Origin of the sequence: Flavobacterium sp. LC2016-01, from assembly GCF_009711135.1 — a bacterium.
GTDB lineage: Bacteria > Bacteroidota > Bacteroidia > Flavobacteriales > Flavobacteriaceae > Flavobacterium.
Genome location: NZ_WMIC01000003.1, coordinates 459,084 through 481,742, shown reverse-complemented (window position 1 = coordinate 481,742; position 22,659 = coordinate 459,084). Strand labels below are relative to the sequence as shown.

At 32.8% G+C, this 22,659-nt stretch carries 27 protein-coding genes; 11 read left to right on the top strand and 16 right to left on the bottom strand.

Going from position 1 to position 22,659, the window contains the following annotated elements; genetic code table 11:
- Nucleotides 1–405: 405 nt before the first annotated feature.
- The 4 genes from GKZ88_RS09160 to GKZ88_RS09145 are packed head-to-tail and all read right to left on the bottom strand — an operon-like array spanning nt 406 to nt 2,330.
- Nucleotides 406–795 carry a VOC family protein gene (locus tag GKZ88_RS09160; protein WP_155102068.1) on the bottom strand — a complete coding sequence of 130 codons (390 nt, stop codon included), beginning with the start codon at nt 793–795 and terminating at the stop codon, nt 406–408.
- Entirely contained in the window at nt 795–1,370 is a 576-nt protein-coding gene (locus GKZ88_RS09155; RefSeq protein ID WP_155102067.1) for a sugar O-acetyltransferase, read from the bottom strand. Before GKZ88_RS09155 ends, GKZ88_RS09160 begins: the two co-directional genes overlap by 1 nt.
- Before the next feature lie 3 nt (nt 1,371–1,373).
- Nucleotides 1,374–1,832 (bottom strand): YciI family protein, encoded by a 459-nt coding sequence (locus GKZ88_RS09150; RefSeq protein WP_155102066.1) that lies wholly within the window; start codon nt 1,830–1,832, stop codon nt 1,374–1,376.
- A 39-nt stretch (nt 1,833–1,871) separates the two neighbouring features.
- Nucleotides 1,872–2,330: a DinB family protein gene (locus GKZ88_RS09145; protein WP_057120995.1), complete on the bottom strand. Its 459-nt coding sequence runs from the start codon at nt 2,328–2,330 to the stop codon at nt 1,872–1,874.
- A gap of 142 nt (nt 2,331–2,472) precedes the next feature.
- On the opposite strand from GKZ88_RS09145, the gene GKZ88_RS09140 reads away from it, so the two are divergent.
- The 10 genes from GKZ88_RS09140 (at nt 2,473) to GKZ88_RS09095 (ending at nt 9,860) form a co-directional block, all read left to right on the top strand.
- A complete protein-coding gene (locus tag GKZ88_RS09140; RefSeq protein WP_155102065.1) occupies nt 2,473–4,638 on the top strand; it encodes a TonB-dependent receptor in 2,166 nt (721 codons plus the stop codon).
- Nucleotides 4,639–4,946: 308 nt separating this feature from the next.
- Entirely contained in the window at nt 4,947–5,570 is a 624-nt protein-coding gene (locus tag GKZ88_RS09135) for a hypothetical protein (protein WP_155102064.1), read from the top strand.
- Between the two features lie 22 nt (nt 5,571–5,592).
- A complete protein-coding gene (locus tag GKZ88_RS09130; RefSeq protein ID WP_155102063.1) occupies nt 5,593–6,951 on the top strand; it encodes a 2TM domain-containing protein in 1,359 nt (452 codons plus the stop codon).
- A gap of 2 nt (nt 6,952–6,953) precedes the next feature.
- Nucleotides 6,954–7,250 (top strand): 2TM domain-containing protein, encoded by a 297-nt coding sequence (locus GKZ88_RS09125; RefSeq protein ID WP_155102062.1) that lies wholly within the window; start codon nt 6,954–6,956, stop codon nt 7,248–7,250.
- 8 nt (nt 7,251–7,258) lie between these two features.
- Nucleotides 7,259–7,588, top strand: a complete 330-nt coding sequence (locus GKZ88_RS09120) for a 2TM domain-containing protein (protein WP_155102061.1) — start codon at nt 7,259–7,261, stop codon at nt 7,586–7,588.
- Nucleotides 7,589–7,590: 2 nt separating this feature from the next.
- Nucleotides 7,591–7,896: a 2TM domain-containing protein gene (locus GKZ88_RS09115; protein ID WP_230392490.1), complete on the top strand. Its 306-nt coding sequence runs from the start codon at nt 7,591–7,593 to the stop codon at nt 7,894–7,896.
- Nucleotides 7,897–7,914: 18 nt separating this feature from the next.
- Nucleotides 7,915–8,283 carry a 2TM domain-containing protein gene (locus GKZ88_RS09110; RefSeq protein WP_155102059.1) on the top strand — a complete coding sequence of 123 codons (369 nt, stop codon included), beginning with the start codon at nt 7,915–7,917 and terminating at the stop codon, nt 8,281–8,283.
- Nucleotides 8,284–8,301: 18 nt separating this feature from the next.
- Entirely contained in the window at nt 8,302–8,670 is a 369-nt protein-coding gene (locus GKZ88_RS09105; RefSeq protein ID WP_155102058.1) for a 2TM domain-containing protein, read from the top strand.
- Between the two features lie 18 nt (nt 8,671–8,688).
- Nucleotides 8,689–9,057: a 2TM domain-containing protein gene (locus GKZ88_RS09100; RefSeq protein WP_155102057.1), complete on the top strand. Its 369-nt coding sequence runs from the start codon at nt 8,689–8,691 to the stop codon at nt 9,055–9,057.
- Between the two features lie 35 nt (nt 9,058–9,092).
- A complete protein-coding gene (locus GKZ88_RS09095; protein WP_155102056.1) occupies nt 9,093–9,860 on the top strand; it encodes a LytTR family DNA-binding domain-containing protein in 768 nt (255 codons plus the stop codon).
- Between the two features lie 3 nt (nt 9,861–9,863).
- On the opposite strand, the gene GKZ88_RS09090 is transcribed toward GKZ88_RS09095, so the two are convergent.
- From GKZ88_RS09090 to GKZ88_RS09080, 3 genes are all read right to left on the bottom strand, one after another.
- Nucleotides 9,864–10,664: a hypothetical protein gene (locus GKZ88_RS09090; protein ID WP_155102055.1), complete on the bottom strand. Its 801-nt coding sequence runs from the start codon at nt 10,662–10,664 to the stop codon at nt 9,864–9,866.
- Nucleotides 10,665–10,670: 6 nt separating this feature from the next.
- Nucleotides 10,671–11,696, bottom strand: coding sequence for a COX15/CtaA family protein (locus GKZ88_RS09085; protein ID WP_155102054.1), 1,026 nt, complete (start codon nt 11,694–11,696; stop codon nt 10,671–10,673).
- A gap of 364 nt (nt 11,697–12,060) precedes the next feature.
- Nucleotides 12,061–13,491 (bottom strand): HD domain-containing protein, encoded by a 1,431-nt coding sequence (locus GKZ88_RS09080; RefSeq protein WP_347343863.1) that lies wholly within the window; start codon nt 13,489–13,491, stop codon nt 12,061–12,063.
- Nucleotides 13,492–13,814: 323 nt separating this feature from the next.
- On the opposite strand from GKZ88_RS09080, the gene yaaA reads away from it, so the two are divergent.
- A complete protein-coding gene (gene yaaA / locus GKZ88_RS09075) occupies nt 13,815–14,573 on the top strand; it encodes a peroxide stress protein YaaA (RefSeq protein WP_155102052.1) in 759 nt (252 codons plus the stop codon).
- 328 nt (nt 14,574–14,901) lie between these two features.
- Here the strand turns inward: yaaA and GKZ88_RS09070 are convergent, their stop codons facing one another.
- From GKZ88_RS09070 to GKZ88_RS09030, 9 genes are all read right to left on the bottom strand, one after another.
- Nucleotides 14,902–16,491, bottom strand: a complete 1,590-nt coding sequence (locus tag GKZ88_RS09070) for an MDR family MFS transporter (RefSeq protein ID WP_155102051.1) — start codon at nt 16,489–16,491, stop codon at nt 14,902–14,904.
- A 5-nt stretch (nt 16,492–16,496) separates the two neighbouring features.
- Nucleotides 16,497–17,576, bottom strand: coding sequence for an HlyD family secretion protein (locus GKZ88_RS09065; protein WP_155102050.1), 1,080 nt, complete (start codon nt 17,574–17,576; stop codon nt 16,497–16,499).
- A 12-nt stretch (nt 17,577–17,588) separates the two neighbouring features.
- Nucleotides 17,589–18,911 carry a TolC family protein gene (locus GKZ88_RS09060; protein ID WP_155102049.1) on the bottom strand — a complete coding sequence of 441 codons (1,323 nt, stop codon included), beginning with the start codon at nt 18,909–18,911 and terminating at the stop codon, nt 17,589–17,591.
- Complete coding sequence (locus GKZ88_RS09055) at nt 18,901–19,530, bottom strand: TetR family transcriptional regulator (protein WP_155102048.1); 630 nt, start codon at nt 19,528–19,530, stop codon at nt 18,901–18,903. Before GKZ88_RS09055 ends, GKZ88_RS09060 begins: the two co-directional genes overlap by 11 nt.
- A 174-nt stretch (nt 19,531–19,704) precedes the next feature.
- Nucleotides 19,705–20,055 carry a lipocalin family protein gene (locus tag GKZ88_RS09050; protein WP_196216464.1) on the bottom strand — a complete coding sequence of 117 codons (351 nt, stop codon included), beginning with the start codon at nt 20,053–20,055 and terminating at the stop codon, nt 19,705–19,707.
- A gap of 16 nt (nt 20,056–20,071) precedes the next feature.
- Nucleotides 20,072–20,833 (bottom strand): tryptophan synthase subunit alpha, encoded by a 762-nt coding sequence (gene trpA / locus GKZ88_RS09045; protein WP_155102046.1) that lies wholly within the window; start codon nt 20,831–20,833, stop codon nt 20,072–20,074.
- 142 nt (nt 20,834–20,975) lie between these two features.
- Nucleotides 20,976–21,473, bottom strand: coding sequence for a nucleotidyltransferase family protein (locus GKZ88_RS09040; RefSeq protein WP_230392489.1), 498 nt, complete (start codon nt 21,471–21,473; stop codon nt 20,976–20,978).
- A gap of 107 nt (nt 21,474–21,580) precedes the next feature.
- A complete protein-coding gene (locus tag GKZ88_RS09035; protein ID WP_155102044.1) occupies nt 21,581–22,318 on the bottom strand; it encodes a carbon-nitrogen hydrolase family protein in 738 nt (245 codons plus the stop codon).
- A 19-nt stretch (nt 22,319–22,337) separates the two neighbouring features.
- Nucleotides 22,338–22,655 carry a gamma-glutamylcyclotransferase family protein gene (locus GKZ88_RS09030; RefSeq protein ID WP_155102043.1) on the bottom strand — a complete coding sequence of 106 codons (318 nt, stop codon included), beginning with the start codon at nt 22,653–22,655 and terminating at the stop codon, nt 22,338–22,340.
- Nucleotides 22,656–22,659: the final 4 nt, after the last annotated feature.

Below are 22,659 nucleotides of genomic sequence, written 5' to 3'. Positions count from 1 at the left end.
GAAGTGGTTTTGTAGTCGCAGGATTTTATTTGCGATTTCACAAAATTAGGCAATCAAATTTGTTTTTTAATAATAATCGTTCCTTATAATATGTTAAAATTGATAAAATAAGAAAATTCTTTCAGTGTGTTTTTCTTGGAATAGTGGTTGTTTTTAGGGACAAAGTGACAAAGATACAAAGTGGCTAAGGTTTTCTCATTTTATGTCATTTCGACGAAGGAGAAATCTCCGCAAGTAACTCCACAATCAAAATCGCCAATCTTTGTAGAGCTTCTCGCGGAGATTTGCTTCGCCTATTCGCTATCGCTCGGGTCTCGTTCCTCGAAGTGACAAACTATACCTTTATTATCTGACTAAAAGAAAACCTTTGAACCTCTGTAACTTTGAGCCTCTGCACCTTAAAATTTATCTCTCATAAAACTCAATTGGCAGTAAATCAGGATCAGCAATAAAAGTGAAACGTTTTTCAGTTGTTTCATCAATTCGTATCGGTTCTGATTCAATTTCTTTTGAATCTAAAAAAGAGATGGTTTCTTCTAAATTTATTACTTCAAAAGCCAAATGTCTTAAACCAACAGCTTCAGGTCTTGAAGGCCTTTGTGGCGGATTTGGGAATGAAAATAATTCGACAACATACGAACCATTCAAAGCTAAATCCAATTTATAAGACTGGCGCTCTTCGCGGTAGATTTCTCGAATAATTGTTAAGCCTAAAATTTGAGTATAGAAATATTTGGATTTTTCGTAATCAGAGCATAAAATGGCAATATGGTGAACTTTATTTAAGGTAAGCATTATTTTTTTGATTCAGGTTCTTGATTTAATTTTCGAATAACTTTTGCAGGATTTCCAACGGCTAATGAATTGTCCGGAATGTCTTTTGTAACAACAGATCCGGCGCCAATAACACAGCCTTTTCCAATTGTCACGCCGGGACAAATAACGGAATTTCCGCCAATCCAGCAATCATCTCCAATGGTAACCGGATAAGCATTTTCAAGCGTTTTTCTCAATTCAGCGTCAAGCGGATGAGACGCAGTATAAATTTGCACATTTGGTGCAATAAAAACATTTGATCCAATATTTACAGGCGCACAGTCCAAAACAACACAATTCACATTGAAATAAACGTTGTCACCGCAAAAAATATTATAACCGTAATCACAATGAAAAGGCGGTTCTATATATAAACCAGCTCCTGCATTCGGAATTAATGTTGCCAAAATTTCTTTTGCTTTTTTGGTAACTCTGTATTCTTTCACATTTAAACTGTGTAAAAGATTTTTTGCTGCTCTTCGACCTTTTAATAATTCTGGGTCAAAAGCGTTGTAGTATTCGCCAGAGATCATTTTTTCTTTTTCTGTTTTCATCTATTACATTTTCGTCTTGGCGATTTTCTCATGAATTTTCAAAGTTTCCTGCAAAGCTGCGGTACAGTACCAAGGCGTTAATTCGGCTTCAAGTAAATTGGCTTTTATTGCGGGATCGGTCGCTACGAGTGCTTTTGCTTCTTCTATAGTTTCAACATTAAAAACATAAATGCCACGATAATTTCTATCATTTTTCATAAAAGGTCCGGCAACAACAAGTTTTCCTTCTTTGGCTAATTTACCAATATTTGCCATGTGGCCTTCAAAAAGCTTTTTAGTTTCTTCTTTTGAAGCCGTTGTGTTGGTTCCCGATTTTAAAAGACAAAAAACATATTTCTTCATTCCGTATTCATCGGCGTTTAGAGATTTTGCCAGTTTTTCATCAAACTTAACTTCTGTTTCTTGGGAATATCCTATTGCGTTTAATAGCAAAAATGCGAATAACAGTATTGATTTTTTCATGTTTTAGTTTTGTTAAAATTGAATGACATAAACAACGTTTTAAAGCAGTTTCTTCAAAATAACAATCTGTCCTAAATGATAAACGTCATGCTGAATAATTCCGTGAATATCTTCATAAAAATTATGATTATTATTTTGATCTATTTTCTCGAAATCCGCGTCATTAAAATTACTCAAACAATCATTCCATAATTCCTGAGATTTTGCCAGACTTTGTAGTGATTGTTCCCAGGCAGGTTCAGATGAATCTAAAATGGGTACAAAATAATTATGATCGGGAGTTGTGATTATTTCTCCTTGAACACGTTTTAATATGTTTCTTCTCCATTGTATTAGGTGATTGACAATTTCCCAAATCGTGTTTAAATTAGGATTAATTTTTTTATAAGCCTGAGCTGCAGTTACATCTTTTAAAGTATCTGCTAAGGTAACTTCAAGCCACGGATTTCCATTATAAATGGATTGATACAAATTCGAAACTCTTTTACTTTCTGACATGATTAACAATGTTTTTCAATTTCTAGCTAAGATACAAATTAGTATTTTACAACTCATCCTTAAAATTCTACAATTGGGTTATTATATATTTTTTAACTTTAAATGTTAAAATATATTTGCTTCATCAAAAACCAAAGATGTTATGAAAACCAAATTATTTTTTACAATAAGCCTTTTATTTTTTACTGCTTTAAATTTTGCTCAAAATACTATTTCAGGAAAAGTGGTAGATCAAAAAGGAAAACCAGTCGCTGGTGCTAATATTTATATTGACGGAACTTATGACGGAGCCACAAGTTCTGAAACGGGAGACTTTTCTTTTCAAACCAGCGAAACGGGCAATAAATTTTTAGTGGTAAGTTTTTTACTTTTTGAAACTTTCAAACAAGAAATTGATATTACCAATTATAAAGATCAGACGATTAAATTACGTGAGAATGTAAATACGCTGGATGCTGTTGTCATTACTGCCGGAACGCTTGAATCTGGTGACAAAGCGAGAGTTTCGGTTTTAAAACCTTTAGATATTGTAACGACTGCTGGCTCTGCCGGAAATATTATTGCCGCTTTGCAGACTTTGCCAGGAACGCAATCTGTGGGTGAAGACGGACGCTTATTTGTTCGTGGAGGTGAAGCCAGCGAAACACAGACTTTTGTTGACGGAATACGAGTGGCACAGCCATACGGCGCGACAACTAATAATTTACCAACAAGAAGCCGATTTTCTCCTTTTCTGTTCAGCGGAATTGCATTTTCTACCGGAGGTTACTCGGCAGAATATGGTGAAGCTTTGTCAAGTGTTTTGCTTTTAAATACGCAAGATGAAGCAGATCACGAAAAAACGGATATTGGTTTAATGACTGTTGGATTAAGTTTAGCCAATACGCAAAAATTCAAAAAAAGTTCTGTAAGCGTCAATATGACTTATATCAATTTAGCGCCTTATCAAGCTGTAATTCCTCAAAATGTAGATTGGAATAATCCTTATCAGTCGCTTGGCGGAGAAACGGTTTACCGATATAATTTCACAAACGGAATCTTTAAATTATATGCTGCTTTTGATTCGGAGAAATTCGATTTGAATCAGAAAAATATAAACTTCGAAAATCCAATCAGAACAGATTTGAATAATAATAACTTTTATTTAAACTCTTCTTACAAAGGAACTTTTGGAACAGGATGGCAGTTAACTTCGGGTATTAGTTATGGTTACAGTAAAAATTTAACCAAATATGATATTAATGATATTGATGCCAAAGAAAATGCGGCTCAGTTGAAATTGAAATTGACGAAAAAAGTTTCAAATTATTTTAAATTATCTTTTGGAACTGATTATTTCATAACCAAATACGACGAAAATTTTAAGGATAATATTTCTATCGATGTAACAAACGGATATGATTCTAACATTTTTGCAGCTTACGCAGAAGGTGATATTTTGTTCTCTAAAAAATTGGCAATGAAAGTAGGTTTGAGATATTCGAACAACAGTTTATTAAATGAAAATAATATTGCACCAAGAGCTTCATTGGCATACAAATTTTCAAAAACGAGTCAGTTTTCTTTCGCTTACGGAGATTTTACGCAAACGCCTGTTGTGGATTATATTAAGTATTCAAAGTATCATCAATTTGAAAGTGAAAAAGCAAGACATTATATCCTGAATTATCAGTTTACAAAACCAGGACAGACTTTTAGAGCCGAAGCTTATTACAAAGATTACAGCAATTTAGTTCAGTACGATACAAAGAATATTGAGTACAATTCAGTTTTCAATAATAACGGTTCTGGATATGCAAAAGGATTGGATTTATTTTGGAGAGACAGCAATTTGTATAAAAATTTAGAATACTGGATTTCATATTCTTATATCGATTCAGAAAGACAGTACAAGAATTTTCCAAACATGGCAACTCCAAGTTTTATTGCTAATCATACTTTGTCTGTAGTCACAAAATATTTCATCACCGACTGGAAATCACAAATTGGATTTACAAACAGTTATAGTTCAGGACGTCCTTATAATGATCCAAACCAAACACAATTTATGAACGGAAAAACAAAATCATACAACAGTTTGAGTTTTAACTGGGCGTATTTATTGACAACACAAAAAATCCTTTATTTCTCAGTTTCAAACATTTTAGGAACACAAAATATCTTTGGATATGATTATGCAAAACTGCCAGATCCAAATGGAGTGTATCAAAGACAAGCGGTAACACCAACAGCTGATAGATTTTTCTTCGTAGGTTTCTTCTGGACGATCAGTCAGGATAAAAAAGAGAATCAGTTGAAGAATTTATAGGTACTAAGATGCTAAGGTTCTGAGGTGCTAAGAAAAAAACTTAGTCCCTTAGCATCTCAGAACCTTAGTATCTTTTAAAAAAAAACAATTCAGTAACCAAAATCGACAACTCAGTATCATTTAATTTTAAAAGAATAAAAACCAACATACTTTTGAAGTATAAATTAACAAACAGAGTTTTAATCATCAATTAAAAAGAGTCGCTAAGTTGCTAAGACTCTAAGACAAATAAAAAAAACTTAGAATCTTAGCAACTCAGAACCTCAGAACCTTAAAAAAATAATTTAGAACCTTAAAAAAAAGAAATCATGACCAAAATTATTACAATTACCACATTATTTATCTGCAGTTTATTATCAGCTCAGACACAATTTGAACAAGGAATGGGAAAAGCTTTTGGGCTTTGGAAAGAAGGAAAAAATGCTGAAGCATCGGCAATGTTTGAAAGAATTGCTGCTGCGGAGAAAAACAGTTATCTGCCTAATTATTATGTAGCTTTGATTAACACTACATCAGCTTTTAGCGAAAAAGATAAAACGAAAATCGATTTGTTATTAACTAAAGCTCAGGACGCATTAGATGTTGAATTTATAAAAGATCAGAATAATGCAGAACTTTATGCTTTGCAAGCTTTAATCTATACAGCGTGGGTAGTTGCAGATCCAATGACAAACGGAATGAAATATTCGGCTAAAGTGATGGAAGCTTACGCGAAAGGAAAAGCGATCGACCCAAATAATCCGAGAATTGTTTTTGGTGAAGCTGATTACCAAATTGGCGGAGCAAAATGGTCAGGCGTAGATACAAAGCCATTGTGCGCGCAAGTTGACAGAGCTATTGAACTTTTTGCTACATTTAAACCTGCAACTCCTTTTTCTCCAAAATGGGGATTAGAAAGAGCTTTGGAAACTCAAAAAAATTGTAAAAAATAAATTTAATTTAAGCAGATTTAGAATGAAAGACTATAGAAGTAGCTTTGCAGATGTAAGAAGTGGAACGATCACCTGTTTCAAAATTTCTATGGTCTTTGCCATATTGTTTTCAGCATTTTTAGGAGACGATTTAAGTGTTAAAAACGTTGCGGTAACCTTTTTCGTAAGCTGTCTTTATTCTTTCGGACTTGGATTTGGGAACGGATTTATCAGTGTTTTTCTAGATAAAAAATGGGATTGGCTGGAGCAGACGAATTTGAGAGTTTATTACGGAATTTTATGTACAGTTTTGTATACGGTTCCAGTAGTTCTAGGAATAAATTATTTCATTTTTGTTGTCTTGCAACACGTGACTTTAGATGTGTTTTTTAGTGCAAGAATGCTTTGGGTTCATCTTTTTTATATCGTTGTTTCTCTGGGAGTTTCAACTTTCCTGCAAGCCAGAAGTTTTATGGTAAAGTGGAAACAAGCTTCAAAATTTGAAATAACACAGCAAAAGATTATTGCGGGAACGGCAAACGCCCAATTCGAGAGTTTAAAAAATCAGATCGACCCGCATTTTCTTTTTAACAGCTTGAATGTTTTAAGTTCTTTGATCGAAGAAAATCCAGATAATGCACAGCGATTCACAACTTCTTTATCTAAAATCTATCGCTACGTTTTAGAGCAAAAAGATAAAGAATTAGTGTCTGTTGAGGATGAATTGTCATTTGCAAAAACCTATATGAATTTGCTTAAAATGCGTTTTGAAAATAGTCTGTTTTATGAAGTGCCAACAACAGATATAAATCCAGATGCAAAAGTAGTTCCGTTGTCGTTACAGCTTTTATTAGAAAATACTGTGAAACACAACGTTGTAAGTGAGCAAAAGCCCTTACACATTCGAATTTTTATTGATGGAGATTATCTGGCAATTCAGAATGATTTTCAAAAGAAAGAAGTTTTGCAGGATCGAAAAGGAGTTGGACTGCAGAATATTGTAAACCGATACGGAATTGTAACAAACAGAAAAGTGGTGATTGAACAAAACGAACAAACATTCACTGTTAAGATTCCGATTTTAACCAAACAAATTACAGTTATGGAAACAAGTGCAGACTATAGCGATGAAAATAAAGCTTATTTCAGAGCTAAAAAAAGAGTGGAAGAATTAAAAGGATTTTACGGAAATGTTATTTCATATTGTTGTGTGATTCCATTTTTAATTTTTATAAATTTGAGGTATTCTCCTGGATTTCAGTGGTTTTGGTTTTCGGCTCTAGGCTGGGGATTTGGAGTTGTAATGCATGCTTTTAAAGTTTTTGGATACAGCTCAGATTGGGAAGAACGAAAAATCAGAGAGATTTTAGAAAAAGAAAACAAACAGAAAAACTGGAAATAATCATGGAACCAAATTATTCTGAAGCAGAACGTTATCACAAAGCTCAAAAAAAAGTAAAAGAGATTAAAGGATTTTATCATCATTTAACCGTTTTTATTCTGGTAACGATAATCCTGCTTGTAATAAATCTAATAACTTCACCAGAATATTTATGGTTTATATGGTGTGTGTTTGGATGGGGAATTGGAGTCGTAATACATGGACTAAAAACTTTTGAAATTTCACCAGCCTTTAGTAAAGAATGGGAAGAACGAAAAATAAAAGAGATTTTAGAAAAAGAAAAGAATAAACAAACTTGAAAATAGTCATGGAAACAGATTGTAATAATGACCGAGAAAAATTTGAATTTCAAGAAATATTCAGCAAAAAAGCGGTAAAACTTAGATCCGTATATATACATACATTTTTTTATGCAATTGGATTGATAATCTATCTTTTAAAAGAATACTATGGAGTTTCGCTGAATTTCTTTCCTATAAAATATTTAAACAGCGTTGTAATGGTAATTTGGACAAGTGTATTTTTAGTGTCTGTAATTGATTTGTTTGCTTCGTATAAGATATTTGATGAAGAATGGGAAGAACGCAAAATGAAAAGCCTTTTAGATAAAAAAGTAAAAAAACAAAAATGGGAATAATCATGGAAGTAAATTTTAATGACGAGGATAGATATTACTTGGCAAAAAAGAAAGTCGAGAATATTAAAGGTTTTTATGGAAACTTAACGGCCTTTATTTCAGTAAATATAATTTTGATTGTTATCAATTTAATGACTTCACCGAATCATCTTTGGTTTTACTGGCCATTAATGTGGTGGGGCGTTGGAGTTCTTTTTCACGGATTGAAAGTTTTTGAAGTATTTCCGGTTCTTGGAAAAGACTGGGAAGAGAAAAAGATCAAAGAGTTCATGGAAAAAGAAAAAGAGAACAAAAAAAAATGGCAATAATCCTTAAATAAAAACAAAATGGGACGCTTAAGAAGACGCATGTACGAAGAATACAGAAACGAATTTTCGAATGATGAACGCTTTAATATTGCATATAGAAAAGTTAGAAGAATAAAAGGTTTTTACTCGCACTTAAAAGTATATATAATTGTAAACGCAATTATAATCATCTCTAGTTTAAACCGAGAGTTTATTGGAAGTCATTTTAACGACAACGGTTTGTTTGAGTGGCATACTTATTCAACAGCATTTTATTGGGGAATTGCATTAGTGATGCATGCTGTTTCAGTTTTTGGACGTGAAATTTTCTGTAGTGATGATTGGGAAGAAAGAAAAATTCAGGAATATATGAATCAAGAGACAGAAAAGAGCAAAAAATGGCAATAACTTTAAAAAGGATTTAAAATGGGATGTTCTAGAAGACGCATGTACGAAGAGTACAGAAAGGAATTTAAAGATGATGAAAGCTTTGAAATTGCGTATAAAAAAGTAAAAAAAGTAAAAGATTTTTACTCGCATTTAAAAGTATATATAGTGGTGAACGTAATCCTTATTATTTCTAATACAAATAGAGATTTTCTGGGGATTAGGTTTAATGAAAACGAATTATTTGACTGGGAAACTTATTCAACTGCAATATTTTGGGGAATTGCCTTGCTGGTTCATGCCTTAGCAGTTTTTGGACCCGAGTTATTTTTTGGATCAAACTGGGAACAGAGAAAAATTCAGAGCTACATGGACAAAGAAGCTCACAGTACCCATAAATGGCAATAACTTTAAAAGAGATTTAAAATGAGACGTTTTAGAAGAAATATTTTTGAAGATTACGACGAAGAGTTCAGCACAGATGAAAACTTCAATATTGCATACAGAAAAGTAAAAAGAATAAAAGGTTTTTACTCGCATTTGAGAATTTATATTATTGTAAATGCGATAATTATAATAACAAATTTGAACCGCGATGTCTTTGGAAAAGATATAATTTACAATGGTTTATCAGACTGGCACACTTATTCTACCGCTTTTTATTGGGGAATAGCATTATTAATTCATGCATTTTCGGTATTTGGACCAGATATCTTTTTTACCAAAGATTGGGAACAAAAGAAAATCCAGAAATTTATGGAAAAAGAGAACCAAAATACCAATAAATGGGAGTAATTTTGAATTGAATTTTCAATTTTTTAGCCAAATAAATGACCACACTAATCATAGAAGACGAAAAACCGGCAGCAAGATTGTTGCAGAGAAAGCTTGAAAAACTTGATATTGCAGTTAAAACTATGTTGCATTCTGTAGAAGAATCAGTAGATTGGTTTGCAAACAACGAACATCCAGATCTGATTTTTTTGGATATTCAGTTATCGGATGGTTTATCGTTTGAAATTTTTGAAAAAATAGATATAAAAAGCGCCATCATCTTTACAACTGCTTACGATGAATATGCACTAAAAGCATTTAAATTGAACAGTATAGATTATCTTTTAAAACCAATTGATGAAGATGATCTTGAAGTAGCTGTAGAAAAATTCAAGATGAGACTTCCAAAAGCGGTTTCTGAAACTTCTAATCTGCAATTGGATTTTGAACAAATTCGTCAGATGCTGTCAAATCCTTTTGAGAAAAATTACAAAAAGAGATTTACGGTTAAAATCGGTCAGCATTTAAAAGTAATTACGACTGATGAAATCGAATGTTTTTTTAGCGAAAACAAAGGAACATACATTCATACTTTTGATAACCGAAATTATTTAATCGATTCGACTTTAGAAATTCTGGAACAGGAATTAGATATGAAGAATTTCTTCCGCGTAAGCAGAAAATTTATTGTACCGCTTCAGGCAATAAAAGAAATTCAGGTTTACACGAATTCCCGACTTAAAGTTATTTTGCCAACCTATAAAGAAGATGAGGTAATTGTAAGCCGCGAAAAAGTCCAAGATTTTAAAGCTTGGTTGGGATAAGAATTATTTAAGATTCTTAAAAATATCATCATCATCAAATTGATTTTTATTTGTAATAATCGATTTGATGAATTTTTCTTTAATGCTTGTTTTAAGAAAACACGACCCGTAACCATCCTGATAACTTATTTTAATACCTAAAATTAAAGTATCATTTATAGTTTTACAACTGTAAATTTCTTCCGAAGACCCATCATCATGTGTTAGACTTGCAAATTTTTGATTTCTGACTTCTTTCTGATTTTCAGGAATTCCAATTGTACTGTATTGATTAGTTTGTTTATTGAACACCAATAAATAATCATAATCATCACAATCAGTCAAACCTTCTTCATCGGAAGCTCCCATTTCGAAATTTCTGATGGTTAAAATTGTTAGATTATCATTAAAGAATACATCATGTTTATCGTTTTGATTTATCTCATAAATATCTTGCCCAAATACTAAATAATCATTGTCTTTATATTTAATTTTTATAAAGTTTGATTTGAAGCAGTAGTCAGTACTTTTTTCAATATTATATTGTTCTGTACTTTTTTCTAAAATCTGAACTTTTGTAATTATATCAATTTCAAGACTCCCTGTTTGATTTAATTTGTCATCATAAAATTTGATTTGTCCGTTTAAAAGGATTCCCTCTTTTTGATATTTTTTTAAAATCAGCGCATTTGTTTTATCTTCATTTTCCGAATTCAAAGACAAATCTGTTTTGACTGGTAAAGAATTCTTTACTTGTGATTCTTTCTTATTTTGACATCCAATTATGAAGATCAGAAACAAAAACGAAAATATTTTTTTTATCATTATTTTTTATTTACTTAATCGGTGTAAAGTATACGTCATTGCGCTCAAAAGGAAAAATGCCATAATCTGGTGAATTAATCCTAAAGCCAATGGAACGCTGTATAGCAAAGTGAAAACGCCAAGCAAAAACTGAATGAAAACAAAAGCAACTAACGTTTTTATTCCGTTTGACTGCGTTGTAGTAAGCGTATATTTTTTGCTTTTGAAGAAAAGAAAAAGAATAATCGCAACAACTACATAAGCAAAAGTTCTGTGAACAAATTGAACACCGCTTTTTCCTTCAGTTAAGTTTTTTAGCAAAGTCGATTGCTCAATAAAAACCGATTCGTGAATAAATTCTCCGTCGCTCATTAAAGGCCAGTGATTGTGAATTAATCCGGCGTTTAAGCCAGCAACAAAGCCACCATAGATAATCTGAATCAGCAAAGCAGCTAAAGCATAACGTGCGATAGTGCGAAGCGGAATTATTTTATTGATATTTCTTTCCGGATAAATCAAATCAAGTGCCACCCAAAGCGTGTAGGCAAAAGTGATAAAAGCAAAAGTCAAGTGTAAAGAAAGTCTGAAGTGGCTAACATCTGGATTGTCAATTAAACCTGAGCGAACCATAAACCAGCCAAGAAAACCTTGAAAAGCCCCCATTCCTAAAAGAACGACGCATTTTTTAATTGTATCGGTATCTAATTTCTTTTTGATCAAAAAGTAAACGAACGGAACAAAAAATACAAGTCCGATGATACGGCCAATGAAACGGTGAAACCATTCCCAGAAATAAATAAATTTATAATCTGCTAACTGAAAATCGTTGTGAATATTGATTTTTTGATATTCAGGAAACTTCTTGTATTCGTCAAAAGCGGCTTGCCATTTCGCATCTGTTAATGGCGGAAAGGTATCGGTTACCAAATGCCAGTCTGTCATTGATAAGCCTGAATTGGTCAAACGTGTAATGCCGCCCACGACAACCATTAAAAATAATAAAACACAACCTGATAGCAACCAAATGATTACTGATTTATTCTCTTTTTTCATTCTATTCCAATTAATTCGATTTCTTTTTCTTTTTTTGTTTTTGAAATTCTTTTCAAATAGAATTTCGCGATGTATATATTTACTAAAATGCTAGGACAGAATATTATAGTTTCAAAGATAATTCGGGATAAGTAGCCATTAAGATAAGGGCCTAAATTTAGTACTTTAAATAAATTCCAGTATACCATCATTGCTGCAATAACAAAAACTATTGAACAAGAAATAACGATAGATATTAAAAAGTAAAATAATTTGTGTTTATAATGATTTTTTTTAGTCTCCTTCAATCCTTTGAAAAAAACAAAGTTTGGATACAAAATAGTTGCCAAAAATAAAACTATAAAAAGGCCACCTAAAAAATCCATTATTTCTTAAGCGTTAGATTTAACTTTGCCGCTCTTTTAATCACAAAATCATAGGCAGCTTGGTATTCATTTGGAATATCGCCTTCTAAAATAGCTTCTTTTACCGCTTCTTTTAAAACTCCAATTTCGCGTGACGGTTTTAAGTCGAACATTTCCATAATTTCTTCACCCGAAATTGGCGGCTGGAAATTACGAACATGATCACGTTCTTCAACTTCAACGATTTTTTTGCGGACAACTTCGAAGTTTTTGTGGTATTTCTTGAATTTTGCCGGATTTTTAGTTGTGATATCAGCTTCGCACAAAGTCATTAAACTTTCTACATCTTCGCCTGCATCAAAAACCAAACGGCGAACAGCGCTGTCGGTTACAATGTCTTCAGCCAAAACAATCGGGCGTGAACTCATGATAACCATTTTTTGCACAAATTTCATTTTATGGTTCAATGGCATGTGCAAACGTTCGAAGATTTTTTTTGCCATTTTTCCGCCTAAAAACTCGTGCCCATGAAAAGTCCAGCCTTGTTTTTTATTGAAACGTTTTGTGGGTGCTTTCCCAATGTCATGCAGTAAAGCCGACCAGCGTAACCAGACATCATCTGTATTTGGGCAAATATTATCAACCACTTCAAGTGTATGGTAAAAATTATTTTTATGCGTATGACCTTCAATTTCTTCTACCTGATTCAAAGCTGTTAATTCAGGCAAGATTAAATCTAAAAGTCCAGTTTTATATAAAAGTAGAAACCCTGTTGAAGGTTTATCTGTAGAAAGAATTTTGTTTAATTCATCTACAATTCTTTCACCAGAAATGATCTTTATTCTTTCGGCATTTTTTGTGATGGCATTCAGCGAATTTTCTTCAATCTCAAAATTCAGCTGATTGGCAAAACGAATTGCACGAAGCATTCGCAATGGATCATCAGAATACGTAATATCTGGATCTAATGGCGTTTTGATTGTTTTATTTTCTAAATCGGTTAAACCATCGAAAGGATCTAGAAGATCTCCGAAGTTTTTTTCGTTTAAAGAAATAGCCAAAGCATTAATCGTAAAATCACGACGATTTTGGTCATCCTGTAAAGTTCCATTTTCTACAATTGGATTTCGGCTATCGAAATTATAAGATTCTTTTCGGGCGCCAACAAATTCAATATCGGTATCTTCAAAACGAAGCATTGCGGTTCCGTACGTTTTAAAAACTTGAACTTTTGGTTTGTTTGGAAGTAAATTAGAAACTTTCAGCGCTAATTCTATACCGCTTCCAACTGCTACAACGTCGATATCTTTTTTAGAACCTCGATTTAAAAGCAAATCACGAACAAATCCTCCTATAACATAAGAGTCAACATTTAGTTCCTTAGAAGCTTTCGAAATGATATCGAAGATTTTGTTTTGTAAAGCAGTTTTATAATTTGTTTGTATAGCCACGAATTGAGTGATTTTTGAATAAAATACGATTTCAATTTTTTGAAGAAAAAGAAATGCATGCAAATTTACAACATAGAAAATGCCTATTATAATCTACAGACCACTTTTTTAAGCAAATTCACAATTTTTCAATTGAAATTTATCAAAACAAAAATCAAGAATGTTTAATTACACGAATTGATACGAAATAAACTCATAGATTGTAAAAAAATAATTCGTGAATTCGTGGCGGAAAAAAACTATACCCAAATAAAACAAATCAATTACAATAACATATTTTTAAAAATTCAATTTGTATTTTTGAATCATACAAAAAAGCACAAATGAAAATAGTTATATCGCCAGCGAAGTCTTTAAATTTTGAAAAAGAATTACCAACATCTCAATATACAGAACCACATTTTTTAAAAGAAGCAAGAGTGGTTCACAAAGTGGTAAAGCAAAAAAAGCCATCCGAATTGTCTGAATTAATGTCGATTTCTGATAAACTTGCCGATTTAAACTGGAAAAGAAATCAAGATTGGAAAACGCCGTTTACACCTGAGAACGCGCGTCCGGCAGTTTATACTTTTGATGGCGATGTTTATACAGGTTTGGATGCTTATTCAATTCCACTGGAGAAATTAGATGTTCTTCAGGATAAATTGAGAATTTTATCAGGACTTTATGGTCTTCTAAAACCGCTTGACTTAATGCAGGCCTATCGTTTAGAAATGGGGACAAAAATGTCAGTTGGAGAATCTAAAAATCTTCATGAATTTTGGAAACCAACTGTGACAAAAGCTTTAAACAAAGAATTGAAGAAAGGTGAATTATTTGTGAATTTAGCCAGCAACGAATATTTCTCTGCTGTTGATGTAAAAGCGCTAAAAGTTCCAGTAATTACTCCAGATTTTAAAGATTACAAAGACGGAAAATTAAAAATGATCAGTTTTTTTGCCAAGAAGGCGAGAGGAATGATGGTGCGTTATATTATTGATACCAATGCTGAAACTATTGAGGATCTGAAAGGTTTCAATTATGAAGGATATCAATTTGATGCGAATCTTTCGAAGGGAAATCATTTGGTTTTTACAAGATGATTTTTTAAGGTACAAAGGAGCAAAGAGACAAAGGTTCAAAGGTTTTTTACTTGAGAGCCGAAGACTCGGAACATATTGTAGGCAGGGATTTTAATCCCTGAAGGAGATGAAATAAAAAAGATTCTAAAGTTCTAAGTTTTTTAACCGCAATGAGCGCTAAGACAAACGCAAGGTTCGCAAAGGTTTTACACAAAGCTTTGCGAACCTTGCGTTCTTCTCGGCCTCTAGAAATAAAATCTTTGCGTGCTTTGCGGTTAAATTTAAAAAAATAAACGCCGAATTCTAAATGATGAATTCGGCGTTTCTGCGTATTATAAACTTATTATTATTAATGCATTGCGTCGGCTGCACTAATTTTGTTCTTCCCTTTTTTGATAAAGAGAATAATCGGTATACAGCATAAGAACATAATTCCCAGATACATAAAAATATCTATATAAGCCATTACAGTACTTTGCTTCAAAATTGAATATTCAATTGCCTGATATGCTTTTTTAAGAGCGACATCGGCGCTATATCCTTTAGACATAAAAGCTCTTTGCATTCCGGTAACGCGCTGTTGTACATCGTATTTCGCAGGATCTAAGTTATTAATCAAATTAACTCTGTGTTCCTGAGTAAAACGTGTTATAAAAGTGGTAATGATGGCAATACCAAAAGAACCTCCTAATTGTCTCATCATTCCGGTAAAGGCTGCACCTTCACCAATATGTTTTCCTTTTAAAGTCGAAAGTGAAAGTGTCGTAATAGGAACGAAAAGCAATCCTAAACCAATTCCTCTTAAGATTAAAGGCCAATACATATGTTCTACACCAGTATCTGGTGTCATACGGGTTTGCATCATGAAGGTAAAGAAGAAGAAAACTAAAAATCCAATTCCTACCATATATCCCTGCGGAACACCTTTCTGAATCATATTACCTACAAATGGCATCATGATCGCTGTTGTAATCGATCCCGGAATTAATAATAATCCGGCATCAGTTGCGGTCCATCCTAAAATTGACTGTGTATAAATTGGGATAATCAATGTTGATCCGTACAAACCAAAACCAAGAATAAAACACATTACGGTTCCAATTCTTAAATTTCCGTCTTTTAAAACACTCAAGTTTACGATTGGATATTTATAGGTTAGCTCTCTCCAAATAAATAAAACCAATCCTAATACTGTCACAACACTTAAGGTTACAATTGTTGAATCGTTAAACCAGTCGTCTTGCTGTCCGTGTTCTAGTACGAATTGCAATGATCCAATAAAAGCACTCAATAAAATAATTCCCCACCAGTCAACCTGATTGGCTTTTAATTTTTCTCCGTATTTCGGACTTCTAACAAAAGTCAAAGCCAAAATCGTTGCAATAATCCCTAATGGAATATTGATATAGAAAATATAAGGCCAAGAATAATTATCTACTAAATAACCTCCTAAAGGCGGACCTAAAGTTGGACCTACAATTACACCCATTCCGTAAATAGCCTGCGCCATTCCACGTTTTGCTACTGGGTAACTTTCCGTAATAATTGTTTGGGCTGTTACTAGCAGCGCTCCACCGCCCATACCTTGGACGAATCGGAAGGCTACAAGTTCCCAAATATTACTGGCGTTACCGCATAAAAAGGAGCAGACCGTAAATATTATGATAGAAGCCACAAAATAATTACGTCTTCCAAATTGCTGTGATAGCCAGCTCGTCATCGGAATTACAATAACATTCGCAATTGCGTATGCTGTAATTACCCACGCCACATCGGTCAAGGTTGCTCCAAGGCTTCCTCGCATATCTGTCAGCGCTACGTTTACAATCGTTGTATCTACAATTTCCAGCAATGCACAAAGTACTGCCGTAATCGTTATGATCACACGTCTGTAGCCGTATTCTACTAAATCGTCTTCTGCTTGTACTGCTGTTGCCATTTATATTATTTCAAATGTACGTCTACATCAACATTCATTCCTGGGCGTAATAATTTTACTTTTTCAGGATCGTTTGAAGGATCTAAACTAATTTTTACCGGTAATCTCTGAATTGTTTTCACGAAGTTTCCTGTTGCATTGTCAGGAGGCAATAATGAAAAACGAGATCCTGTAGCAGGAGAGAAAGAAGTTACAATTCCTTTGAATTCATAGTTAGGATACGCATCAACTTTTAAGCTTACTTTTTGACCTACAATCATTTTGTTTAATTGTGTTTCTTTGAAGTTAGCTACAACCCAAGCTTCATTATTATTGATAATATAAAATAAAGACTGTCCTGGCTGAACCAATTGTCCTGGCTGAATATCAACCTTAGAAACCTGACCGTCAATTGCTGCAGTTACAACAGTATAAGTAAGATTTAATTTAGCTACATCAAGCATTGTTTTTGCTTTTTTAATGTTAGCCGCTGCAACTTCAGTTTGTTTATCCGAAGCTTTAGATTTAGATTCAATAACCGATTTTTGGAATGAACTTGCTCTTTGCTGTTGTTCTAAAACACGTACTTGATTTTCAGCTTCTTCTTTTGCAGTCAAAGCTTGCTCATATTGCTGTTTTGTAATTGTGTGTGTTTTGTACAAGTTATTGTAACGGTTATAATCGTTTGTAAGCTGTCTCAATCTGATTTTTGCACTTTCGATAGAACCGCTTGCCGATTTCATATTTGCATCTGAAACAGAAATACTTGCATACGCACTTCCAATATCAGCTTTAGCCGCTTCAAATTGACCTTCAGCACCTAATAAAGCAGCATTTGCTTCGTCGATTTTTAATTGATAATCTCTTTTGTCGATAGTAAATAAAGTATCTCCTTTTTTTACATAATCATTATCTTTCACATAAACTTTGCTGATATATCCTGATACTCTAGGAATAATCGGATTCATTTTTTTCTCGATTTGAGCATCATCCGTTTCTTCGTGACCTTGAGCGTGTATGTATTTTGATATTCCGTAAGTTCCTCCCACTAAAACCAAAACGGTTAGTATGATGATGAATTTTGTATTTGTCTTTTTCTTTTCCATGAGAGCTATCGATTATATTTTAGAAAGATTGAATGATTGTGATAATTGTCCTGAGACTGAAAGTAATTCGTAATATTTTTGAATAATAGTTGCTTTAGACAAAGCCGTTTGGATTTTAGCATTTAAATGTTCTACATCAGCTTCAACCAAATCATTTGTGTCCGAAAGTCCGTTATCAAATTTATCTTTTACAAGTCTGTAGTTTTCGGCTGCCTGCTGAAGCGCTTCTTCATAAACCACGCTTTGGTTGATGGCCAAATCATAATCTTCAATAGATTTTTGAACTTCAACTTTAATACGGTCCGTCATGATCGCTTCAGTATTTTTTACTTCCAAAGCCCTGCTTTCTGCCTCTTTCACGTGAACATTATTCTTCAAAATTCCAGATAAGTCATATGATAAACCAATCCCAAAATTCATTGCATATTTTACAGTAATAATATCTTTAAGGTCAAAAGCAGTATAACCTCCAAGAAGTGAAACCGAAGGATAATAACCCGATTTTGCGATTTTAATATTAGCTTCTGAAGCTTTTCCTTGAAGTCTTATAGCTTCTAAATCTTTTCTGCTTTCCAGCGCCAATGCATCAGATGTTGGTGCATTGCTGGTTTTTAGATTAAAGAAATCATCCTCATTTACCTGAAGTTTTACAGAAGGATCTAATTTTAATAAAGTAGTAAGGTAGAAATTGATATTGTTGATGTTATTGTTTGCTTCATCAATCGATAATTGCGTTTTAGAAACCAATAACTGCGCTTTCAATAAATCATTTCTCGGAATAATTCCGTTTTTTTCCAATTCTACAAAATCAGTAACACGCTGTTTAGCGCTTTTTTGATTTTCGTTTAAAACATCTAAAGTTTTTTGAGCTTTGTAAAGCGCCGTGTAGTAAGTAACTACTTTTAAAGCAACATCCTCTTTTGTTTTTGCCGCATTTGCATTTTCAGCTTCATACATATTGTCGTAAGCGTCAATACTGCTTTGAATTTTAAATCCTGCAAAAATTGGAAGACTTAAATTTGCCATTCCAAGCATAGCTCTATCAGGAGAGCCCAAAGTTGCTGCATCGCTGCCATCATTGTGCATATCAATCGAAGCTTTTGTAAGTCGCTGATATTGACCAGAGACTTTAATATCTGGATATTGGTTGTTTTTTACGGTTTTTAATTCGTATTTTTTTGTGTTTACCTTAGTGTTGGCAAGCGTAACTTCGTTACTTTTTTCCCAAGCCAGTTTAACGGCTTCGTCTAAGGTTAAACTTGTTTTTTCTTGTGCTTCTATTGAAGAAATTCCGATAAAGAAAACTCCAAAGAGCATTAATTGACTAATTTTCATAAACAAGTAGCGCTTTTATAGTTTGTTGAATGTGCTTTGTAAGACTGGTTTTGATGTAATTATTATACATTTCTTCGGTATTCAGATTTAATAATTCTACGAAGAAAAATTTATTCATGTGAAAATGAAAATAAGTACCAATTATTGTCGGTGTGATTAACGGAATGATGATATCTTTCCTGAAAACACCTTTATCTTGGCCTTGTTTTATGATCGTTTCAACAGATTTTAAATTTTCTTTTTTTAATTCTGAAAAGGCAATTAGGCTTTTTTCAATCTTTTTTGAGGTGAGTTCAAAATGTAAAACTCTGAAAATACCTTTATTACAACTAATTCTGTTAATGTAAATTTCGATTAATTTATTGACTTTTTCAAGAGGTTCAATATTTTCCTGTAATAAATTTTCGAGCTGCAGTTTTAAATCAGAAGTTTTGTAGATGATCAAAGACTCTAAAAGTCTTTCTTTCGAACCAAAATAATACGAAACCATAGCAATATTAATTTTTGCATGTTTTGAAATGTCCCGTATAGAAGTTCCTTCAAATCCTTTCTCTGAAAACAGCTTTTCAGCAACTTCTAGAATCTGAATTTTTTTATCGTTAAGTTCGATGTTTGACATGGTATTGTTTCTAATCGATTACAAAATTAAACACTTGTTTAATTTAAACACTTGTTTAATTTTATTTTAACACAATATTAACATAAAACGGTTTCGGAAATTTTGAGCAAAAAAAAGCTGAAACACTTAGTATTTCAGCTTTTCTTTTAAAATAGTTATAACTATTTGTCAATTTTAAAATTTGACATATCTAATAATTTTGTTTTCTTTAATATTTAATAATTCCATTTCAGAATCATTTAGCTTCACAATCTTTAAATCAGAATATTGTTCTTTGAACTTTATAGTCAAAATATTGTTCTTTAAACTATAGTTAAAAATGTCTTTTTCTATAGTTTTACCATTCGATATAAACTCGCTAATTAATAGATTGTCTTTTGTGAAAGTTGATTTATCCACGATGTTTTTGCCTGTAGTATCCACAACATCTTCCATTTTCCAACTTCCAATTAGTTTCTCGGTTTGAATTTCTTGACATGAACTTATTGAGATAAATAAAATAATGATAGTTAAATATTTTACCATTTTCATTTGAATTAAATTATCGAATCTCTCCAACAAATTCCTCAATTTTCCCACTGCCACTTTCACTCAAATGCTTGATAAAAGCACTTCCAATAATAGCGCCTTTCGCATATTTAGTTGCCTGATTAAAAGTTTCTTTATTCGAAATTCCGAAACCTACGATTTGAGGGTTTTTCAAATTCATGTTTCCAATTCTTTCAAAATACGTTTCCTGTGTATCTCCAAAACCAGACTGAGAACCCGTCACACTTGCAGAACTTACCATATAAATAAATCCGTTTGAAACGCTGTCAATAAAACGAATACGTTCGTCTGAAGTTTGAGGCGTAATTAAGAACACATTAATTAAACCATATTTTTCGAAAATCGCTTTGTATTCATCTGCATAAACATCAACCGGAAGATCTGGAATAATTAAACCGTCAATGCCAATTTCGGCACATTTTGCACAAAAAGCTTCAACGCCATATTGCAGCATCGGGTTGAAATATCCCATAATAATCAACGGAATTTTTACGCTTTCGCGGATGTTTTTCAGCTGATCAAAAAGAATTTGAGTCGTCATTCCGTTATGAAGCGCCGCCGTAGAACTCGCCTGAATAGTTGGTCCGTCAGCCAAAGGATCGCTGAAAGGCAATCCAATTTCGATTAAATCAACTCCGTTTTTTTCTAAATCCTGAATAATTTGAACGGTATCATTCAAATTTGGATATCCTGCCGAAAAATAGATCGAAAGTATCTTTTTATCTTCTTGTAATTTTTGAGTTATTCTGTTCATTTTAATATCTTTTATTTCTCCTGCAAGGTTTCCTAAACCTTGTAGGTGTCTGTTTAATGATTAGTATAATTTAAGAGTTGAATCTGTAGATTTTGATATTTTAAAAGCTGTTAGAATTTGCCGGAGCATCTTATTCCAACTTTTAAGCTGTATGTTTTATGTTTAAATTTATCCATTGTTTTTTCCACTGTTTTTCATTTAGTCTTTCCTGAAAAATAGCCAGATTAAAGTTTGGTGTAGGTTTAACTATTAAATTAAATAAATCATTTAACCCGTGAGGGGCTAAGATTTCAATTTCATAGTCTGAATTTAACCTCACCGCAATAGCTGTTGCCGTTTCAGGCCAAAATGAAATTGCATTTTCAGTATGACTATATTTTAAATGATTATTGCGTAAATGCATTCTTGCCTGATTTTTAACAGACCATTTTACCATCGGGTTTATGTCAGCTAGTTTTTGTTCTATTTCTTTTTCTAAATTTTCTGAAATATTGTTTTCATCAAAAAAGACTACATCTATATCATTAAGTTTTGTTGTTTTTATTTCATGTAAAATATCCCAAACTTTATTTCGTATAAATCCAGCTCCAATCCAACAATCATGTAGGTTTAAATTTTTAACCACAATGAGAGTTTCCATAATGAACGGATCTTTTATTATTATTTGAATTAGTTCATCTCTATATTTCATTATGTTTATTAGAATTTACTTTACACCTAAAAGGTTTTAAAAACCTTGCAGGAATGCTAATCAGTAACAATTTTAATTGTCCAATTATCATTTTGCTTTTCAACTAATAACAATCCGGAATCTGAGTCATTCATCTGTCCAATTAACTCGCCTTTAGTATTCCAAAAAGCGCTCTGCCCAGCCGAAGGCGATCCCCATGATTCTCCGCTGAAATTCGACATCAAAACATTCATTTTATGCTTTGCAGCATAATTTTGTAAGTCTCTATATGCATTCGGAATTCCATTAGGCGAAAAGAAAATACTGGCAATATAAATATCCGTTTCTCTTTTGCAGGCGTTTTCCGGATGCAGCGGATTATCAATATCAGCACAAATGGCAAACGAAATCTTTTTATCTTCAATCGTAATCATCGGATTATAGTTGAAAGAAGATTGGAAAAATTCATCTTCACCTTCATGCAAAAACTGCTTCGTATATATTGAAACCGAATTGTCTGGAGAAATTACAAATTCACCAATAAACAATTCCGATTCGATTTCGATTGGCGCGCCGGCAATAATGATAATATTATTTTCAGAAGCCAATTTTTTCAAATGATCCAAACGAGAATCGTCTTTTTTGAAAGCTAATTTTTGCGCATCAGCTCTTTCGTAACCCGTAATTGACATTTCTGGAAAAGCAATTAAATGCGCCCCATTTTGTACTGCCAATTCGATAAGATTATAATGATCGAATAAATTAGCTTCAATATTTCCTCGTGTTGGTTTTGTTTGCGCTGCAGCTAAAATCATTTTTTAATTTCTGTAATTTTTAATTTTCCATGTAAATCCAAGCCACAGTTCCAGATTTCAATGTAACTTGAACTCTTTTGTAAGCGTTAGATTCAAATAAATCTACTTTGGCTAAATCTGCCAAAGTAACATTGAAAACAACTCCATGTATAATTTCCGAAGGATTTTCACTTGCCACTGCAACGACATAATCTGCCATTCCAAATTCTTCTTCGATTTGCAGGCTTTTTAGTTTGTAGCCCAGTAATTTGTCTGGAGTTCCTGTTAATACTTTATTGAAAACCTGCATTTGAATTTGTTTTGAACGTAAAGTTCCATATGAGAATAACTGTTCCATAATT

Bases quoted from the DNA above. Each gene is read 5' to 3' on its own strand.
- GKZ88_RS09160 (WP_155102068.1), bottom strand. From the start codon at position 795: ATGCTTACCTTAAATAAAGTTCACCATATTGCCATTTTATGCTCTGAT.
- GKZ88_RS09155 (WP_155102067.1), bottom strand. From the start codon at position 1,370: ATGAAAACAGAAAAAGAAAAAATGATCTCTGGCGAATACTACAACGCT.
- GKZ88_RS09150 (WP_155102066.1), bottom strand. From the start codon at position 1,832: ATGAAAAAATCAATACTGTTATTCGCATTTTTGCTATTAAACGCAATA.
- GKZ88_RS09145 (WP_057120995.1), bottom strand. From the start codon at position 2,330: ATGTCAGAAAGTAAAAGAGTTTCGAATTTGTATCAATCCATTTATAAT.
- GKZ88_RS09140 (WP_155102065.1), top strand. From the start codon at position 2,473: ATGAAAACCAAATTATTTTTTACAATAAGCCTTTTATTTTTTACTGCT.
- GKZ88_RS09135 (WP_155102064.1), top strand. From the start codon at position 4,947: ATGACCAAAATTATTACAATTACCACATTATTTATCTGCAGTTTATTA.
- GKZ88_RS09130 (WP_155102063.1), top strand. From the start codon at position 5,593: ATGAAAGACTATAGAAGTAGCTTTGCAGATGTAAGAAGTGGAACGATC.
- GKZ88_RS09125 (WP_155102062.1), top strand. From the start codon at position 6,954: ATGGAACCAAATTATTCTGAAGCAGAACGTTATCACAAAGCTCAAAAA.
- GKZ88_RS09120 (WP_155102061.1), top strand. From the start codon at position 7,259: ATGGAAACAGATTGTAATAATGACCGAGAAAAATTTGAATTTCAAGAA.
- GKZ88_RS09115 (WP_230392490.1), top strand. From the start codon at position 7,591: ATGGAAGTAAATTTTAATGACGAGGATAGATATTACTTGGCAAAAAAG.
- GKZ88_RS09110 (WP_155102059.1), top strand. From the start codon at position 7,915: ATGGGACGCTTAAGAAGACGCATGTACGAAGAATACAGAAACGAATTT.
- GKZ88_RS09105 (WP_155102058.1), top strand. From the start codon at position 8,302: ATGGGATGTTCTAGAAGACGCATGTACGAAGAGTACAGAAAGGAATTT.
- GKZ88_RS09100 (WP_155102057.1), top strand. From the start codon at position 8,689: ATGAGACGTTTTAGAAGAAATATTTTTGAAGATTACGACGAAGAGTTC.
- GKZ88_RS09095 (WP_155102056.1), top strand. From the start codon at position 9,093: ATGACCACACTAATCATAGAAGACGAAAAACCGGCAGCAAGATTGTTG.
- GKZ88_RS09090 (WP_155102055.1), bottom strand. From the start codon at position 10,664: ATGATAAAAAAAATATTTTCGTTTTTGTTTCTGATCTTCATAATTGGA.
- GKZ88_RS09085 (WP_155102054.1), bottom strand. From the start codon at position 11,696: ATGAAAAAAGAGAATAAATCAGTAATCATTTGGTTGCTATCAGGTTGT.
- yaaA (WP_155102052.1), top strand. From the start codon at position 13,815: ATGAAAATAGTTATATCGCCAGCGAAGTCTTTAAATTTTGAAAAAGAA.
- GKZ88_RS09070 (WP_155102051.1), bottom strand. From the start codon at position 16,491: ATGGCAACAGCAGTACAAGCAGAAGACGATTTAGTAGAATACGGCTAC.
- GKZ88_RS09065 (WP_155102050.1), bottom strand. From the start codon at position 17,576: ATGGAAAAGAAAAAGACAAATACAAAATTCATCATCATACTAACCGTT.
- GKZ88_RS09060 (WP_155102049.1), bottom strand. From the start codon at position 18,911: ATGAAAATTAGTCAATTAATGCTCTTTGGAGTTTTCTTTATCGGAATT.
- GKZ88_RS09055 (WP_155102048.1), bottom strand. From the start codon at position 19,530: ATGTCAAACATCGAACTTAACGATAAAAAAATTCAGATTCTAGAAGTT.
- GKZ88_RS09050 (WP_196216464.1), bottom strand. From the start codon at position 20,055: ATGGTAAAATATTTAACTATCATTATTTTATTTATCTCAATAAGTTCA.
- trpA (WP_155102046.1), bottom strand. From the start codon at position 20,833: ATGAACAGAATAACTCAAAAATTACAAGAAGATAAAAAGATACTTTCG.
- GKZ88_RS09040 (WP_230392489.1), bottom strand. From the start codon at position 21,473: ATGGAAACTCTCATTGTGGTTAAAAATTTAAACCTACATGATTGTTGG.
- GKZ88_RS09035 (WP_155102044.1), bottom strand. From the start codon at position 22,318: ATGATTTTAGCTGCAGCGCAAACAAAACCAACACGAGGAAATATTGAA.
- GKZ88_RS09030 (WP_155102043.1), bottom strand. From the start codon at position 22,655: ATGGAACAGTTATTCTCATATGGAACTTTACGTTCAAAACAAATTCAA.